General features: G+C 38.4%; 21 protein-coding genes. 10 read left to right on the top strand and 11 right to left on the bottom strand.

Translation table 11 applies throughout. The annotated features are described in order from the left end of the window. Positions 1–114 precede the first annotated feature (114 nt). Positions 115–585 (top strand): crossover junction endodeoxyribonuclease RuvC, encoded by a 471-nt coding sequence (gene ruvC / locus JG734_RS09270; RefSeq protein WP_201333005.1) that lies wholly within the window; start codon positions 115–117, stop codon positions 583–585. Here the strand turns inward: ruvC and JG734_RS09265 are convergent. Next, entirely contained in the window at positions 575–1,297 is a 723-nt protein-coding gene (locus JG734_RS09265; RefSeq protein WP_201333004.1) for a YdiY family protein, read from the bottom strand. The genes ruvC and JG734_RS09265 overlap by 11 nt on opposite strands. Then, a complete protein-coding gene (gene thyX, locus JG734_RS09260; protein ID WP_236586944.1) occupies positions 1,298–1,915 on the bottom strand; it encodes an FAD-dependent thymidylate synthase in 618 nt (205 codons plus the stop codon). It lies immediately after the preceding gene. A 49-nt stretch (positions 1,916–1,964) separates the two neighbouring features. Here thyX and JG734_RS09255 point away from each other — a divergent pair, with 49 nt between their 5' ends. Both JG734_RS09255 and JG734_RS09250 read left to right on the top strand, forming a co-directional pair. After that, positions 1,965–2,516, top strand: coding sequence for a Uma2 family endonuclease (locus JG734_RS09255; RefSeq protein WP_201333003.1), 552 nt, complete (start codon positions 1,965–1,967; stop codon positions 2,514–2,516). After that, positions 2,503–3,600, top strand: coding sequence for a deoxyguanosinetriphosphate triphosphohydrolase (locus JG734_RS09250; RefSeq protein ID WP_201333002.1), 1,098 nt, complete (start codon positions 2,503–2,505; stop codon positions 3,598–3,600). Before JG734_RS09255 ends, JG734_RS09250 begins: the two co-directional genes overlap by 14 nt. Positions 3,601–3,770: 170 nt before the next feature. Here JG734_RS09250 and JG734_RS09245 read toward each other — a convergent pair whose 3' ends face one another. Further along, positions 3,771–4,538 (bottom strand): DUF1194 domain-containing protein, encoded by a 768-nt coding sequence (locus JG734_RS09245; RefSeq protein WP_201333001.1) that lies wholly within the window; start codon positions 4,536–4,538, stop codon positions 3,771–3,773. A gap of 368 nt (positions 4,539–4,906) precedes the next feature. Here JG734_RS09245 and JG734_RS09240 point away from each other — a divergent pair, with 368 nt between their 5' ends. After that, on the top strand, positions 4,907–5,398 hold the full coding sequence (locus JG734_RS09240) for an archaeosortase/exosortase family protein (RefSeq protein WP_201333000.1): 492 nt from the start codon (positions 4,907–4,909) through the stop codon (positions 5,396–5,398). Beyond that, a complete protein-coding gene (locus JG734_RS09235) occupies positions 5,379–5,987 on the top strand; it encodes an exosortase H-associated membrane protein (protein WP_201332999.1) in 609 nt (202 codons plus the stop codon). The genes JG734_RS09240 and JG734_RS09235 overlap by 20 nt, the downstream gene beginning before the upstream one ends. On the opposite strand, the gene JG734_RS09230 is transcribed toward JG734_RS09235, so the two are convergent. Next, the gene (locus JG734_RS09230) at positions 5,970–6,593 is read right to left on the bottom strand and encodes an HAD family hydrolase (RefSeq protein WP_201332998.1); all 624 of its coding nucleotides are present in this window, start codon (positions 6,591–6,593) and stop codon (positions 5,970–5,972) included. The genes JG734_RS09235 and JG734_RS09230 overlap by 18 nt on opposite strands. Positions 6,594–6,658: 65 nt before the next feature. On the opposite strand from JG734_RS09230, the gene typA reads away from it, so the two are divergent. Genes typA through JG734_RS09215 form a run of 3 tightly spaced genes read left to right on the top strand, consistent with a single transcriptional unit; the run spans position 6,659 to position 10,012 of the window. Next, entirely contained in the window at positions 6,659–8,467 is a 1,809-nt protein-coding gene (gene typA, locus JG734_RS09225; protein ID WP_201332997.1) for a translational GTPase TypA, read from the top strand. Positions 8,468–8,475: 8 nt separating this feature from the next. Beyond that, entirely contained in the window at positions 8,476–9,417 is a 942-nt protein-coding gene (locus JG734_RS09220) for a hypothetical protein (RefSeq protein ID WP_201332996.1), read from the top strand. Beyond that, positions 9,410–10,012 carry an NAD(P)H-dependent oxidoreductase gene (locus JG734_RS09215; protein WP_201332995.1) on the top strand — a complete coding sequence of 201 codons (603 nt, stop codon included), beginning with the start codon at positions 9,410–9,412 and terminating at the stop codon, positions 10,010–10,012. The genes JG734_RS09220 and JG734_RS09215 overlap by 8 nt, the downstream gene beginning before the upstream one ends. Here the strand turns inward: JG734_RS09215 and JG734_RS09210 are convergent. The 5 genes from JG734_RS09210 to secG form a co-directional block, all read right to left on the bottom strand. Then, a complete protein-coding gene (locus JG734_RS09210; protein WP_201332994.1) occupies positions 10,007–11,110 on the bottom strand; it encodes an MFS transporter in 1,104 nt (367 codons plus the stop codon). The genes JG734_RS09215 and JG734_RS09210 overlap by 6 nt on opposite strands. After that, positions 11,097–11,579: an RDD family protein gene (locus tag JG734_RS09205; protein ID WP_201332993.1), complete on the bottom strand. Its 483-nt coding sequence runs from the start codon at positions 11,577–11,579 to the stop codon at positions 11,097–11,099. Before JG734_RS09205 ends, JG734_RS09210 begins: the two co-directional genes overlap by 14 nt. After that, the gene (gene pyrE, locus JG734_RS09200; protein WP_201332992.1) at positions 11,579–12,190 is read right to left on the bottom strand and encodes an orotate phosphoribosyltransferase; all 612 of its coding nucleotides are present in this window, start codon (positions 12,188–12,190) and stop codon (positions 11,579–11,581) included. The genes JG734_RS09205 and pyrE overlap by 1 nt, the downstream gene beginning before the upstream one ends. Positions 12,191–12,419: 229 nt before the next feature. Beyond that, a complete protein-coding gene (gene frr / locus JG734_RS09195) occupies positions 12,420–12,980 on the bottom strand; it encodes a ribosome recycling factor (protein WP_201332991.1) in 561 nt (186 codons plus the stop codon). 14 nt (positions 12,981–12,994) lie between these two features. Continuing rightward, positions 12,995–13,330 carry a preprotein translocase subunit SecG gene (gene secG, locus JG734_RS09190; RefSeq protein WP_201332990.1) on the bottom strand — a complete coding sequence of 112 codons (336 nt, stop codon included), beginning with the start codon at positions 13,328–13,330 and terminating at the stop codon, positions 12,995–12,997. 56 nt (positions 13,331–13,386) lie between these two features. Here secG and JG734_RS09185 point away from each other — a divergent pair, with 56 nt between their 5' ends. After that, on the top strand, positions 13,387–14,076 hold the full coding sequence (locus JG734_RS09185; RefSeq protein ID WP_201332989.1) for a methyltransferase domain-containing protein: 690 nt from the start codon (positions 13,387–13,389) through the stop codon (positions 14,074–14,076). Then, positions 14,058–14,402 (top strand): hypothetical protein, encoded by a 345-nt coding sequence (locus JG734_RS09180; RefSeq protein WP_201332988.1) that lies wholly within the window; start codon positions 14,058–14,060, stop codon positions 14,400–14,402. Before JG734_RS09185 ends, JG734_RS09180 begins: the two co-directional genes overlap by 19 nt. On the opposite strand, the gene JG734_RS09175 is transcribed toward JG734_RS09180, so the two are convergent. After that, the gene (locus tag JG734_RS09175; RefSeq protein ID WP_201332987.1) at positions 14,385–14,783 is read right to left on the bottom strand and encodes a thiamine-phosphate pyrophosphorylase; all 399 of its coding nucleotides are present in this window, start codon (positions 14,781–14,783) and stop codon (positions 14,385–14,387) included. The two genes, JG734_RS09180 and JG734_RS09175, sit on opposite strands and share 18 nt — an antisense overlap. Then, the gene (locus JG734_RS09170) at positions 14,773–15,474 is read right to left on the bottom strand and encodes a Bax inhibitor-1/YccA family protein (RefSeq protein ID WP_236586934.1); all 702 of its coding nucleotides are present in this window, start codon (positions 15,472–15,474) and stop codon (positions 14,773–14,775) included. Before JG734_RS09170 ends, JG734_RS09175 begins: the two co-directional genes overlap by 11 nt. Positions 15,475–15,486: the final 12 nt, after the last annotated feature.

Genomic DNA, 15,486 nt, shown 5'->3' with positions numbered 1-15,486 from the left:
AGAGTAATTGTTCACATTGTGAAAATTATGTGAAAATTGCATGAATAAAAAGGTTCTAGCTACCTTAAAATGGGATGTTAGAGAAATTGAAGATATGTGAAAAAAGGTGCAAATTTGTATATTTTGGGCATTGATCCAGGAAGTAGAAATTTGGGATATGCAATTATTGAGTATGAAGAGAGAAGGCTTCGACTTATTGAAGCTGGTCTTATAAAAATCAAACCAAAAGATTTTCAGTATCAACTTTTGCAAATGATTGAGGGGATTGATATGGTTTTTGATAGTTTTAGTGTTGATGAGGTTGCAATGGAGGATATCTTCTATGCATACAATCCCCAGACTGTTTTGAAACTTGCACAATTTCGTGGAGCTATCGCTTTGCGTATTATTCAAAGGCATGGCAATTTTAGTGAATATACACCTTTGCAGGTTAAAAAAGCTCTCACAGGTAACGGAAAAGCCGCAAAAGAGCAGGTTGCTTTTATGGTAAAGAAGTTACTTGGAATCAAAAAAGATATAAAACCCCTCGATATCACTGATGCTATTGCAGTAGCAATCACGCACTCCCAAAGGATCAAAATCTGATACCTAGACTTACAATTGTCTTGGTATCTGTCTTTTTAGAGCCTTGCGGTGGGAGATTATCGTAGTTTACTTGCTCTTCGAAGCGTATATGGAGTCGTTTTGTAATATTAAATTTTATACCTGCAATAACGCCTATCTCATAATTTTTACTAAAGTCTTCAAAACTTTCCCAAAATTTTGATTTTATATAAAGAAGGCTCAGTTGATTGAGTCTATTGGTATATTCGATGTTTTCTACCAGTGAAGCATACCTTTTGGTAGGAAGATCATTTGCATAATCTTCTATTGTATATCCTAGACCAAATTTGACTTTGAGATTTTGTGAGTCGGTTTTGTATATTCTCTTTCCAGCCCCGATGCTAAAATCATATTTTCCATTATAGTTTTTGAAATCTGGGTTACGCAACCATTCAAAGAGAAAATATCCAAGCCACTTATATTGAATATATTGCTCTAAACTAAGAGAACTTGTATACTCTTCGTTACTTTTGACGTCACGGTTTTCTGCATAGTAAGCAGCAAGAGAGAATTTTATGTGAAGTTTTTTATGGTGGAGTCCAATGGTAGAGTATCTTGCTCTATATTTGCCATTGAGATTAGTAGTTTGGCTATTTCCTGTGGTATTCGTAAATCCTAGATCAAAACTTTGCTTGAGTGAGTCAGCATGCACAAAGCTTACAACAAAGAAAATTATGAGGAGTACTCTTCTCATCTACCCTCTATGTATATGATCTTCATAAAGATATCTATGATCTTCAGGCAGTGCATCAAAGATAGCGTGAGTAAGATCGCGTATCTCCCATAGAGCCGATTTGGAGCTACGAAGAGCAAGAAAATTTTGTAATGAACGAGCGTTAATAGTCCAGGTGAGCTCTGTTTTATAGCACTCTGGTAAGCAATATTTTGCTATATCGTTAGAAATCCCTTCTTGGAGTACTTTTTGGAGATTATTGAGCGCTTTAATGCTCATTGTATCAACTAGCTCATTTCCTGTGAGGACAATATATTTGCTTACACCTTCAAAATCTTTTTCATCAAAAGGCTCGGCATTTTTTAGCTCTTTGAGAGTGTAGCGTGTAGATTTTACACTCAGACTTGCCATGCGATGGCGGGCAAGCTCTTGCAAAAGGGCGCGGCTTATTCCTTGAATATAGAAGGTATAGACAAGATGCTCTAACGTTGAAGCGTGTTTATATTTATTGCCAACACGATCTATGAGCTCTTGATCTTTTGGACCTCCATTATCGCTTTTATCAAAGCTTTGCCAACAAGTACGTATCGCATGGGCAGCAATTGGTAGAGGAGTATAGTGGAGCAGTGTCACCTTCATGAGCATCCTTTTGCTATAATTGAGTAAGATTATACCAAAAAGGACTACCATGACTGCTCGCTATATTCCAGAATATACCTACGAAGACTATAAGCAGTGGGAGGGGGATTGGGAGCTTATTGATGGAGTGCCAATTGCAATGGTTCCAAGTCCTGTGAGTGAGCATCAGTTGCTTTTAGCTCAATTAGCAAAAGAGTTTGTTGACGCACTTGAAGAGTGTGATGAGTGCTTTGTATTAGTAGAAGAGGACTGGAAAATAGATGAGAAAAATGTAGTGCGTCCAGATATTAGCGTAGTATGTGGGGAACTTACCGATTTTATTCAAAAGGCTCCTTTTATTGTAGTTGAAATAGTAAGTCCATCAAGCGCTACAAGAGATGAGGATATAAAATTTGCCATGTATGCTGAGGAGGTAGAGTATTATATCCTCATGTATTCAAAGGATTATAAAGCAAAAGTTTATAAGCTTGAAGATGGAAAGTACAAAAAAATTGGCGATTTTTTGAGTGAAAAGGTAAAGCTTGAAAGAAAATGCGATGTAGAGATTGATTTTGCCAATGTCTTTAGAAAACTCAAAAGACTCAAAAATGCAGTGCGCTGATCGGTTTTATCCAAGTATCAAAGATTTTCGTGATTCTTTCTATCGCGATCGTGATCGTATTATCCACTCATCCTCTTTTCGCAGGCTTGAATATAAAACGCAAGTTTTTATTAATTACGTGGGAGACTATTTTCGCACTCGCCTCACACATTCCCTCGAAGTTGCACAAATTTCAAGAACCATTGCAAGAGAGCTTCGTCTTAGTGAGCCTTTGGCTGAAGCAATTGCTTTAGCACATGATCTGGGACACACTCCCTTTGGACATGTGGGAGGAGATGAGCTTGATAGACTTATTAAAGATCGCTTTAGTTCAAATGGTTTTGAGCACAATTTCCAATCCTTTCGGGTTGTGACAAAGCTTGAAAAGCGCTATAAAGATTTTGATGGGCTCAATCTCACTTTTGCAACACTCGAAGGAATTTTAAAACACTCCTATCCCTATAAAAAGCCTTTTTTAAATGCGTGGTATGATGAGGTCTTTAAATTAGACCGCCATCCAAGCTTGGAGGCGATGATCGTAGATAAAGCAGATGAGATCGCCTATATTAGCGCTGATATCGATGATGGAATTAAATATGGGCTTATAGATTTTGCAACGATCGAAGAGAATGAGCTTGTCCAAGAGGTAATGCATGAAGCACAAACAGAAGGATATAAAAGGGAAGAGAAGCTTTTTCGCTACCGTTTTACATCTTTACTCATTGCAAAGATGGTCATTTCACTCATCAATGAATCAAAAAAACATATTCCAAAAAGCAATAAAGTTTTATGCGCAACGATTCCAGCTAGTGAGTCATTGCCGATTTGCTATCCAGATACTTTGAGCACGCAGATCAAAAAACTCAAAAAGATACTTTACGAAAAGCTTTATCGCCATCCACAGATTTTGCGCAAAATGTATGCAGGGAAGCAGTGTATTGAAGGGCTTTTTAAAGCATTAACCGAAGAGCCAAGACTCATGCCAGATGAGTACTACCAAAGAGCACAAGAAGAGGTTTACCGTGTAGCAGCAGACTTTATAGCTGGTATGAGTGATAGGTATGCGATGGGTTTGTATCATGAGATATATGGAATAAAACTATAGATAAAAGATCCAGAGTACCTTTTAACTTCTGCTAGTTCATTTTTTATAAATACAAAGAGAGCCATAAAATTTTAAGAGGAAAGAAAGTGAATGATAATGAATTACGTATGTAGTGTCATAGATAAATTTTGCATAAAATGCCCAAAAGTGAAACACTTTGGGCATATGTTTTAAATGTGGCTACTAGACTCTCGTCTTTGATAAAAAAATCCTACCAAAGCAATAATTCCAAATATCATTAATAATTTAGAAGAATTTGAGAGAGGCACTGCTACACTTTGTGTTACTTGTCCTGTTTCAGCTTTTAATTTTTCTTTTAATGAATCGTTATAATGTTGATAATCTGGTGCGAGAACAACAAAGCCATCATTAGGAATTTGGCTTGCAGGTTGAGGTCGAACAATTTGATTTAGTTCGTTGACATCTACCCCTGATCCAACTCCAATTGCATTTATTATGATATTGTTATTGTTGTATGCATTATCTGCTGCAGTTAAAGTTGCACTAAGATCACTTGCTTGGCCATCGGTACTTATATCTATAATTTTTTTTGTATTAGAATTGGTCGTATCAATAGTTTGTGCACAAGTATTAATACCAGTAGACATATAAGTTCCACCACCCATTTGATTTATGCTCAATATTTGATTTGCAACATTATCAGCAGTTGTCTGATCTGTTATAATTGTTCTGCTTACTTCTACTTGTGCAGTAGAAGAAAATTGAACAACACTAATAGCAATACTACCATCCTGAGGAACAATATTTGGATCTTTAATTGCATCTGCATTTGCTTGGAGCTGCAATTGCCAATCACTACTACCTATACTTCCTGACCCATCAAGTAAGAGACATATATCTCTTTGTACACTAGCGGCAAAGCCGGAAACATTCAAAAGTACTAGACCTACTGCTACTATTCTTAAAAAGAACTTCATAACAACCCCTTGACTTATTATATTAAATTAGAACATTAAAACTATACTTGATATTTTATTAAAAATAATTTAAAATCAGATAGAGAGGTATAACATCACTACAATTAAATAGTATTAAAGTCAAACTTTATATCTTGACAAAGAGTAGCAGATAGCTTGAGTTCATACGAAGATTTGAATAGCTCTATAAGAGACTCGCTATATTCTATATAGTATTAAAATTAGTCATACAAATTTAAAAAACCATTTAGGTAATTGCACTTATATAATGATCTAAAAAACCCCTTTTACTATGATATAATCCAACCAATAGTGTCATTATAAAATTTATATATTTTTTTATTCTTATAAATTTTAAAAGGAAATGAATGAAGAGGTTCATGACTCTTTATATACTTTATTTAGCAATCGCTTTTTTCCTTGTAGATTTTGCACCTATGAGAGAAGCTTTGCATATAGAGTCTTTTTATAATAGCTTTATAGCCTCTCTTTCAGCCTCTTTTATTCAAATGCTTGGCATTGCGGTTACTGCCACAAATGATACGCTTCATCTACCTCATGCAGATATGATCATCAAGTTTGGCTGCAATGGTCTTGAGGCGGTGCTCATCTATCTTGCCGGAGTCTTTGCCTATCCGACAAAACTAAAATCAAAGATCATCTATGGCATTTTAGGAACAGTTATACTGGAAGTGATAAATATCGCTCGCATAGCTTTGCTTGCCTGGACGATTGAATACTATCCAAAATATTTTGATTTGATGCATACCTATGTCACTCAAAGTGTTATGATAGTCTTAGCATTTTTGGCTTTTCTTTTTTACTTGCAAAGGGTTAGTGATGCAAAGACGGCTGCTTAAGCTCTTTGTGCTCTTTTTGCTTCTTCTTTTTCCAACAATTTTTGGATGGAGCTATCTTAAAAACTACTACAACTTCTTTATCTCCAACACAGCATTTGGCATCACTGCAAAATATTATGATCTTGCTATACAAAAAACAGATACAAAAGGAAAAGAGATAATCTTTAGCATAAAAAACGCTACACCCATAAGAGATATCAATGGAAAGAGCCATGACTTTGCAATGGATATCTCTTTAGATATGGAAGCAGTGACATTCAATGTCCCACTTACGCTTTCACTTCTTTTGGCGATAGTTTTGGGATTTAAGATGCCTCTTAAAAAGAGATGGGAGATATTTTATACGGGAGTGCTTCTGCTTTTTATGCTCCATTTTTTCTCTATGCTACTCTTTTCACTTTGTACGATTGCATCTATTGTCAATACCAATCTCTATGTGCATTTTTATCTTACAAGACACTATTTGGCTGGAGAAATGCTCTGTGCCATCAAGGATTTTTTCATTAATTACGCCGCAAGGTTTGAGCCATTTTTGATTGGTGTCTATGGGTGGTGGGAGGTGGAGAAAAAATTAAGTTTTAAAAGATAGTAAAATCTTTTTTAACTCCTCCACGCTTTTTATCGCATCTTCATACTCACTCCATCCCCAGTTGACTTTCAAAAAGCCAATACCTGCTGCTTGAGCGGCTTCTTCATCAGTTTTTCCATCTCCTATAAGGATTATTTCTTCTTTCTTGCATCCAAAAAAGTCCATAATCTTATAAATCATATCAGGAGCCGGCTTGGGATGCGCTACCTCATCACCACACACTATTATTTCAAAGTAATCGTAAATTCCAAGATTTTTGAGAATGAGCTCTGCACTCTCTCTGTAGGCGTTTGTGGCAAGAGAGAGGTGAAAATAGGGTTTTATCTCTTCTAGAAGCTCCTTTATTCCGGTATATAAAACTGTCTCTTTATGATGATTGTTGGCATAATACTCTCTAAACCACTCTACATGTTCTTTCTTGTATTCTTCCACTCCGTAAAAAAATTTTGGTCTGTGGATAGAGGTATCATTGACTGCTTCTAAGATTACCTTTTTCTCCATGGGAGCTAGACCTAGTTTGCTACGCACATAGTTAATTGAATTTGAGATGATTGCAGAGCTATCAATGAGTGTGCCATCCATATCAAAAATCAAGTAATTAATCATTTAATCTCTCCTTTTGCAAAAGGGTAGTAAAATAAGATAAATTTTAGATTAAAAAGAGGAAATGGATGCAAAATATTCGCAATATTGCAGTGATAGCACACGTTGATCATGGAAAAACAACACTAGTAGACGAACTTTTAAAACAATCAGGCACGATCGAAGCACACAAAGAGCTGGCTGAAAGAGCAATGGATAGTAACGATTTGGAGCGTGAGCGAGGAATTACGATTCTATCAAAAAACACAGCTATCCGGTATGGAGATTTTAAAATCAATATCATCGATACTCCAGGACACGCCGATTTTGGTGGTGAAGTAGAGCGGGTGCTTAAGATGGTGGATGGAGTTTTACTCCTTGTTGATGCTCAAGAAGGAGTAATGCCTCAGACCAAATTTGTGGTCAAAAAAGCAATTAGCTTGGGGCTTAAGCCGATAGTTGTTATCAACAAGATTGATAAACCAGCAGCTGAACCAGAGCGGGTGGTAGATGAGATATTTGATCTCTTTGTAGCGATGGATGCGAATGAAGATCAACTCGATTTTCCAATCCTCTATGCAGCGGCACGGGATGGATATGCTAAGTGGAATTTAGAAGATGAAAATAAAGATATCATTCCCATATTTGAAGCTATTATTGAGCATGTTCCAGCTCCAAGTGGTAGTAGCGATAATCCGGCACAGATGCAAGTATTTACACTCGATTATGATAACTACGTAGGACGTATAGGAATTGCAAGGATTTTTAATGGTCGCATTAATCGAGGAGATGAGCTTTTGCTTGTCAAAGCTAATGGTGAAGAGAAAAAGGGGCGCATAAGCAAGCTCATAGGGTTTTTGGGGCTCAATAGGCTAGAAATTGATGAAGCTGAAGCTGGAGATATTGTAGCAATTGCGGGATTTGAAGATATCGATGTAGGTGATAGCCTCGTCGATCCTGCTAATCCTATGCCACTTGATCCACTCCATATCGAAGAGCCGACACTCAGTGTCTATTTTAGTGTCAACGACTCTCCACTTGCTGGGCGCGAAGGCAAGCATGTCACATCCAATAAGCTTAAAGATCGTCTCCTCAAAGAGATGGAGACAAATATCGCTATGCGTGTAGAAGAGGTGGGCGAAGGACGCTTCAAAGTGAGTGGTCGTGGTGAGCTGCAAATTACAATCCTGGCAGAGAATATGCGTAGAGAGGGGTATGAGTTTAGCATCTCTCGTCCTGAAGTGATTATCAAGGAGGAAAATGGTGTAAAGCTAGAGCCTTTTGAGTATCTTGTGATTGATACGCCAGAAGATTATAGCGGGACTATTATTGATAAGCTTGGGCGCCGCAAAGCTGTGATGAAATCAATGACGCCTATGGATGAGGGGAGTGTGAGGATTGAGTTTGAGATCCCAGCACGGGGACTTATAGGGTTTCGCAGTGAGTTTTTGACTGATACTAAAGGCGAAGGAGTGATGAACCATTCATTTTTAGATTTTCGCCCCTTTGTAGGTGAGGTGGAGCATCGCAAAAATGGAGCCCTCATCTCTATGGAAAATGGTAAAGCTTTAGCTTACGCACTCTTTAATCTCCAAGAGCGTGGAGTACTTTTCATTGAGCCTGGTACTGAAGTTTATGTAGGAATGATCATTGGAGAGCATTCACGCCCCAATGATCTAGAAGTAAATCCCATCAAAGGGAAAAACCTCACCAATGTGCGTGCAGCAGGAAGTGATGAGGCAATCAAGCTCACTCCACCTCGCAAGATGACATTAGAGCGGGCGTTAGAGTGGATAGAAGAGGATGAGCTTGTAGAGGTGACGCCAAAGTCCATTCGACTGAGAAAACGCTATCTCGATCCACATGTACGCAAAAGAATGGCAAAACAAAAGAAATAGGAAGAGTTATGGGCAAACTAGCACAAATCAAAGAGCTTATCGATGAAGCTAAGAGTATTGTAGAAGAAACTACTGCTGATGTGAGTGAAGCTGTTGCAAGCTACAATACCAAACTTGAAGAGATAAAAGTTTTGCAAGAGTCTTTGGCTAGCCATACATTAAGCCAGATAGAATCGAGTCTTAGCAATTTGCAAAATGCTCCAGAACTCCTCTATGAGCCAGAGGTTATAGAGGAGAGTATGGAGATTCTTGAGCCTTTACAAGCTCCAGAGCCTTTTGAAATTCAAGAGCCGCGTGCGGGTTTGTTGCAAGCTAAGTTTTGGGGTTTTGTGACATTTTTACTCACATTAGTTGTGTTGTTGGGAATAGGAATATTTATGCGTCATATATCTTTTGCAGCTCTGCAAAGCAATTTGGAAAATACCCTGAGTCAGAGTGCAAGCTTTTTTAGTTCTCTTTTAGTGCAATCCCCGCATGCAGGTCCAGCATTTGGAACAGTGCTTATACTCATAGTATCTTTGGCTTTAGGGTATGGGGTCTACTGGATTCTTGCAAGCAAAGCAGCGAGATACAACATAGCTCAGGCACAAAATATCTTAGAGCAAGCGAGGGAGTGGAGCCATGAGCGTAGAGAGTTTTTGCAAAAAATTCAAGAAGTTACTAAATTTTTAAATGATGTGCTCTTTGCGCTTCAAGGTGTCAAACTCTTTGGCGAAGAGTTTAGTGCAAGAGTGAAACGGGCACGCTTTTTTGATGGAAGTGATTTTACCACGCTTCCAACAGTTGCTCAAGGTGAGGTGAGTACTTTACAAAACATTGCTGCTAAAGCACAAAACCTGGCCAAACTACAGCTCTACGCTCAGGATTTCATAATTGCTCAGAGTGTAAGAAGTGCTATCGATGATGCAAAAGCTTTAATAAATTCGATTAAGGTAAAAATCTATGGATAAGTGTCAAGAAGCACAAATCTTTCGTCATGCATGTAAAGTCTTTAATGGCAAAAAAATAGTTGATGAGGATTGGCACTATATTTTAGAAGCTGGGCGTATGTCACCAAGCTCTTTTGGTATGGAGCCATGGCGCTTTTTGGTTGTAAAATCGCAAAAGATCAAAGAGCAGCTCCAGCCCCTTTGTTGGAATCAGAAGCAGATATCTACATGCAGTCATCTACTCATTATCAAAAACCAGATTGCTCTCGTGCAAGATGAAGAGTATATTGCCAAAATGTTTGCAAGACGAGGACTCTCACAAGAAGCAACCGCACAATATATCGAGCGTTACAAATCGTTTATCAAACCTCTTGATATCGATGTATGGACTGCAAAGCAGTGCTATATCGCAATGGAGTCAATGATGCTAGCTGTTGCTTTTAGACATATTGATAGCTGCCCGATTGAGGGGTTTGAGCGAGAAAAAGTAGAGAGGTTTTTAGGGCTTGATACAGCCAAAGAGCGAGTTGCGGTTATTGTCACATTTGGTTTTAGACTCAATCCGCAACCAGCACATCATCGCCTGCCATTAGAGGAGCTTGTACAAAAGTTATGAGAGAGAACTTCTCTTTGGATTTTTTATAAGCAGCACCGCCCATGCTATGAAAGCCACAGCTGCAGCGTATAAAAAGAGATATTTGCCATAGAAGAGGCCAGCCAAAAAGCTCCCCACCATCCCACCAAGTCCAAAGCTTATACCGCCAAAGAATTGCTGGGCAAGGGTTTTGTTCGTGTATAGATGATAGAGGTGGCTAATTGCTGCAGTATAGTATAGAGCAAAACTAAAAGCGTGAAGAGATTGGGCAAAGTAAAGAATTGGAAGGTTTGTAGGAAAAAAGTGAAGTAAAAGCCAGCGTCCTGCAGTAATGAGCGTACACAGCTGTAAAATCTTTAAGAGATTGCCTCTTAGCAGAGGTCCTTGAAAATAGAGCATAAATATCTCTGCAAGCACCCCAAAAGTCCACAAATAACTTATCGTTGTATAGTCAAGTCCATGCTCTTTTTCATAGATTGTAAAGAAGTTATAAAATGGTCCGAAACTCACCTGCATCAAAAAAAGATTTGCCCAAAGAGGCCAGTGTGAAAGAAGAGAAAAACCGTTATTTTCCTCATTGGACATTCTCTCTTTTGTACTACTCTCTTTTGCAAGTGGATAGCCAAAGAGTGTTGTGAAGAATATCGCTCCAAACATAAACCAGAGCGCATAGTGAGGTTCATGCATAAATTTTGCAAGCACAAGTGCTACAAAAATAAATCCGAGTGAACCAAAAAGGCGGCTTTTGCCATAGCGCTCCTTACCAATATGGGCAAGAGCTATTGTCTCAACAAAGGGAAGAGTAAGAGCAAAAGAGATACCAAGTAAAATATTTGGAATGATAAAGAGATAGAAATTTTTTATCGTTAAAAAGAAAAGAATCCCTGCTATGAGTGCAAGGAAGAGAGCATATTTATAGATTGTGGGTGTAAGTTGCCATCTTTTAAGAAATAAAAAGGGTGTCAAAAAGCGCATGAGGGGTGAAATGGAAAAGATGATGCCAATTTGCAAAGAGCTATATCCTAGAATATCGAGAACTTTAGGAAGATATATCACATAGACGCCAATAATGGCAAAGAAGAAGAAGTAAAAAGTGCTGATGAGACTAAATATCCTCAATTTTTACAATCCTGCTCAATGATACAAGATCATGAAAAGTGGCTCGGTCTTTGTGAAAGAAGGCAATAAAAAGACCAATAATTGAAATAATTGAGATTGGCATAGCAAAGTAGCGAACAGTTGCTCGAAAAAAGGTGACCTTTTCTTCAGGATTATGCCATTTTACAAGTTTGAGTCCATAGGCTTTGAGTCCAGGAGTTTGACCACTTTTGAGCCAAAAAGCGATAGTGATGAGATAGTGCACACTTATAATAATGAGCCACCCCTCTCCCATATGTTCTTTGAATGCTTCGCGACTCCCCATAACTAGGTAGATAACAATATATAAAATAGGCATAGTGATCATAAAAGTATCTGTTAAAAATGCTTTGAGTCGATCTGGAATGGATGCGGGGATGAAAAGTGGCGTTTGAGAAGAAGAGCTAGGCTGTTTTACTCTTCCCTGTTTTATATCGCGCCATCTTGCCACTAATTACCTCTGCTACCAGGTTTAATAGGTTCGCTTCCTTGTGCACAGAGCGGGCACTCATGCTGTTCATATATTGGAAATGTAAAATCAGCTAGAGCAAAGAGTGGTTTATTACTAGGGAGTTTACACTCTGGCTTTGAATCTTGCAAACCTCCTTCTCGTTTGCACACACCTCTATTGGCAAGTGCAGCGAACCCTACCACCTTGCCACCTCTTTGTTCTATCTCTCTTGCGGCTTCCATAGCTGAGCCACCAGTGGTGATAATATCTTCACAGATAAGCACTCTTTCACCAGGTTTTACATTAAAGCCTCGGCGCAAAGTCATCTGCCCATCTTTTCGCTCTGTAAAGATAAACCTCACACCTAGTGCTCTAGCAAGCTCATAGCCAGCGAGCAGCCCACCAATTGCCGGTGAGCAGACTGTGTCTATCTGTATTCCAGACTCTTTTATCTTTTTTGCAAGCTCTTGCGCAAGAAGTTCAGCAGTTTTTGGATTTTCTAAAACTTTAGCACTCTGGAGATAGTTTGGACTGTGCTTGCCAGAAGAGAGCAGGAAATGTCCTTCCAAAAGAGCTCCCACATCTTTGTAGATTTTTTCAATATCTAACATTTTTATCCTTACTATGAGGAGTTTGCTAGCGAAGCAGTTTACTTCTCAGCTTTTAGTAAATAACCGAAAACTCACTTCGCTTTATTCAGCTTCGTTTTCTTTAAGGTAACCTAGCTGTTCGAATGTTCGTCACTAAAATCCTTGATTTTAGGACTCGCATATATTCACAGCTTTTTACTAAGACATGTAAGCAAAGCAGTTTGCTTGCTCAGCATGGGGCTGGTCTTAGCTATACCTTCATAATCTCTTGCTCTTTTTGTTTGACAAGATCATCGACTTTTTTTACAAACTCATCAGTGATTTTCTGTACCTCTTCGAGGCCTTTTTTCTCTTCATCCTCAGTAATCTCTTTATCTTTGAAGAGCTTTTTGATCTTATCGTTTGCATCCCGTCGCACATTACGGATGGCAATTTTTGCTTTTTCACCGAACTGCTTCGCTTTTTTTGCTTCAGCTTCCCTTTGCTCTACTGTCATAGGAGGAAAAAAGAGTTTGATCTGTTCACCATCATTGTTTGGGTTGACTCCGATATTTGCTTCTTGAATAGCTCTTTCAATCTCATCTAAGATAGTCTTATCCCATGGAGAGATTACGATGGTAGTCGCATCTGCTGCCACGACACTTGCTGCTTGATTGAGAGGTGTTGGTGCACCATAATAATCGACTTTAATATTCTCTACTACTGCAGTAGTGACACGTCCTGTGCGCAAGGTATTGAAATCTTTTTTAAGTACTTCAAGGCTTTTTTGCATGTGATCGCGTGCATAATCATAAACCTCTTGCAGTTGCATTTTTGCTCCTTTTGCTATTTTGTCTTTGGTGTTTCTGGTGCTGATGGCTCGGTTGTTGGGATTGGTACATTAGGTACTGGTGAACTCTTTTGTGGTTGGATTTTTTCAACGACCGATTTATTGTACTCTTTATTGTAGATATATCCTAAAAGAATCGTATTAAGCACAAAAACAGTCGCGAGGAAGAATGTAATTCTTGCCAAAAATCCTTGCGGTCCCTTTGCTCCAAAAACAGATTCGTTGCTTCCGCTATATGCACCAAGTCCAATTGATGAGCTTTTTTGTAGTAAAATTACAATAGTAAGCACAATTGCCAATACTATCTGGAGGATGAAAAGTATTTTGAGCATCCATATCCCTTTGCAAAATTTTAAGCCAATTATATCGAAATTGAGGTAAATATATATTGAAACATATCAAAGAGTTTGATCGTTTCGCTCAAGACTACCAAAAATATAAAATTATTCAATCAAAAGTTGCCAAGCATCTTGTGGATAATTCCCCCTATAAAGGGAGATTTATTCTCGATATTGGTGCAGGAAGTGGAGAGGTATATCACAACATCGATTGGGAGTATGAGCGATTCTATGCCCTGGATCTTTCATCTAATATGCTTCAGCATCACCCAAGAAAAAATGTTGAGACGATTTTGTGTGATTTTGATGAGGGAGAGTGCTGGGAAAAAATTGCAAAATTACATATTGATGAGATTTTTGCTTCATCATCTTTGCAGTGGAGCAAAGATTTGGATCAGCTCTTTTGGCAACTTAAAACTATTACTCCTCATATAAATCTGGCACTCTTTACTTCCAAAACTTTTGCAACAATGCATGCAATGTTGGGAATTTCTTCACCTATTAGGGATGCGCAAACTCTACTTAATATTGCACGTAAATACTTTAAATTCAACTACGAAGTCCGCCAATACAAACTTTTTTTTAGCAAAACAGAAGATATATTCAGGTATATAAAAAAAAGCGGGGTAAGCTCTGGATATAAAAGAGCAAAAATTGGTGCTTTGCGCAGGCTTATGAGAGAATATCCCTATAACTATTTAGAATTTGAGGTGGTTTTTATATGGTCAAAATCCTCTTGATTGGTATGAGTGTACTCATGCTACTTTTTGCAGATGTAAAATGCCAAAAAAGTGAACAGCGCATCACTTGTACCTACTACATTGATCGTTCAGACAATACAAATGGATTGCGGGTAGAGTTTCACTGGATATCCCCTAGTGGCAAAGATGACCGTATCAAAATATTTCGTGTTCCACCATTTTATGGATCTGTTTACGATTATCGCTTTTTGCCTGGTAGAGAACCTGGAAAATGGAAAGTGGTAGTCAAAGAGTTAGATACCAATAAGAGTGCTGCAACCACTTTTGATATTAATTGTAGTGATGATTCATTTTTCGAAGAGTAGCTTCTCAATATCATAGAGTTCGTAGCGAATTGTTTTGAAGTTTTGTGCAACTTTTGTATCAATGAGCTTGAGGCTCTCTTCGAGTACCCGTGCAGCTTCTTGAGTTCTTTTGATGTTTGCTAGCATGATAGACTCGATACCTTTACGCTCCATCTCACTGCTGCTGCTTTGCTTGAGCACATCTGCTTGAATATCGCGAAACTTTAAAAGTTGAGGATCTTCATAGCGGGCTTGATGGCGCAGATCTTTGAGCCTTTGGGCTAGCTCTTTATTATCATAAATATAGCGGGTTATATCTTCGACCACGCGAATTCCTTCGCGCAGTCTATTAAGGTTTGCATCGATAAGCCTATAGAGTTTTGCACTTGACTCACTCTTCATTGCCAAAGATTCCTAGTAGTTGCAAAAGAGAGATAAAGAGGTTTAATACATCAAGATAGAGTGCGATTGCTGCTTCAACTGGGCTATCGAAGTTACCTCTGATGATATTTTGTGTATCAAAGAGGATAAAAGCACTAAAAAGGATAGCTCCAATAGTAGCAATTCCTACTTGCAAAAGAGGGCTACCCAAAAATATATTGATTATTCCTGCTACTATGAGGATAATCAATGAAATAAAAAGAAACTTACCAAGGAATGAGAAATCTGTTTTTGTATTGATTGCGAAAAGACTTATCCCACCAAAAGCAACTGCTGTGAGTAGCAATGCATTTGTTAGGATCGAAGCTCCAGCGGGTAAAGCAAGTATTGCACTAAGAAGTGGCGTAAGAGTGAGGCCAGTCATAAATGTAAAGACAAAAAGCATCAAAAGATTGATTCCCGGTTTATTTTTGGTAAGGTAGATTCCAAAAAGAGCTGCAAACTCCAAAATCACCAATCCCCAGTACCAACTAGCGATGGTTGGTGCCAATTGCATGCCAATATAAGCTCCTGCAGTAGCTGCAATGAGGCTAGCAGCAAAGAGTTGATATGTCATTTTGATAAATGTCGCAATATCATATTTTTTTGCTTTGCTCTTCTGTGCTGCTACACGCTCCTTTATTTGAGCAATATCTTTGTTGAACGCTTCCATTTCCCCCTCCAT

It is taken from the genome of Nitratiruptor sp. YY09-18, from assembly GCF_016593235.1.
Taxonomy (GTDB): domain Bacteria; phylum Campylobacterota; class Campylobacteria; order Campylobacterales; family Nitratiruptoraceae; genus Nitratiruptor.
Note: the sequence above shows the minus strand (reverse complement) of the source record. Positions and strands in the feature narration are given on the sequence as shown.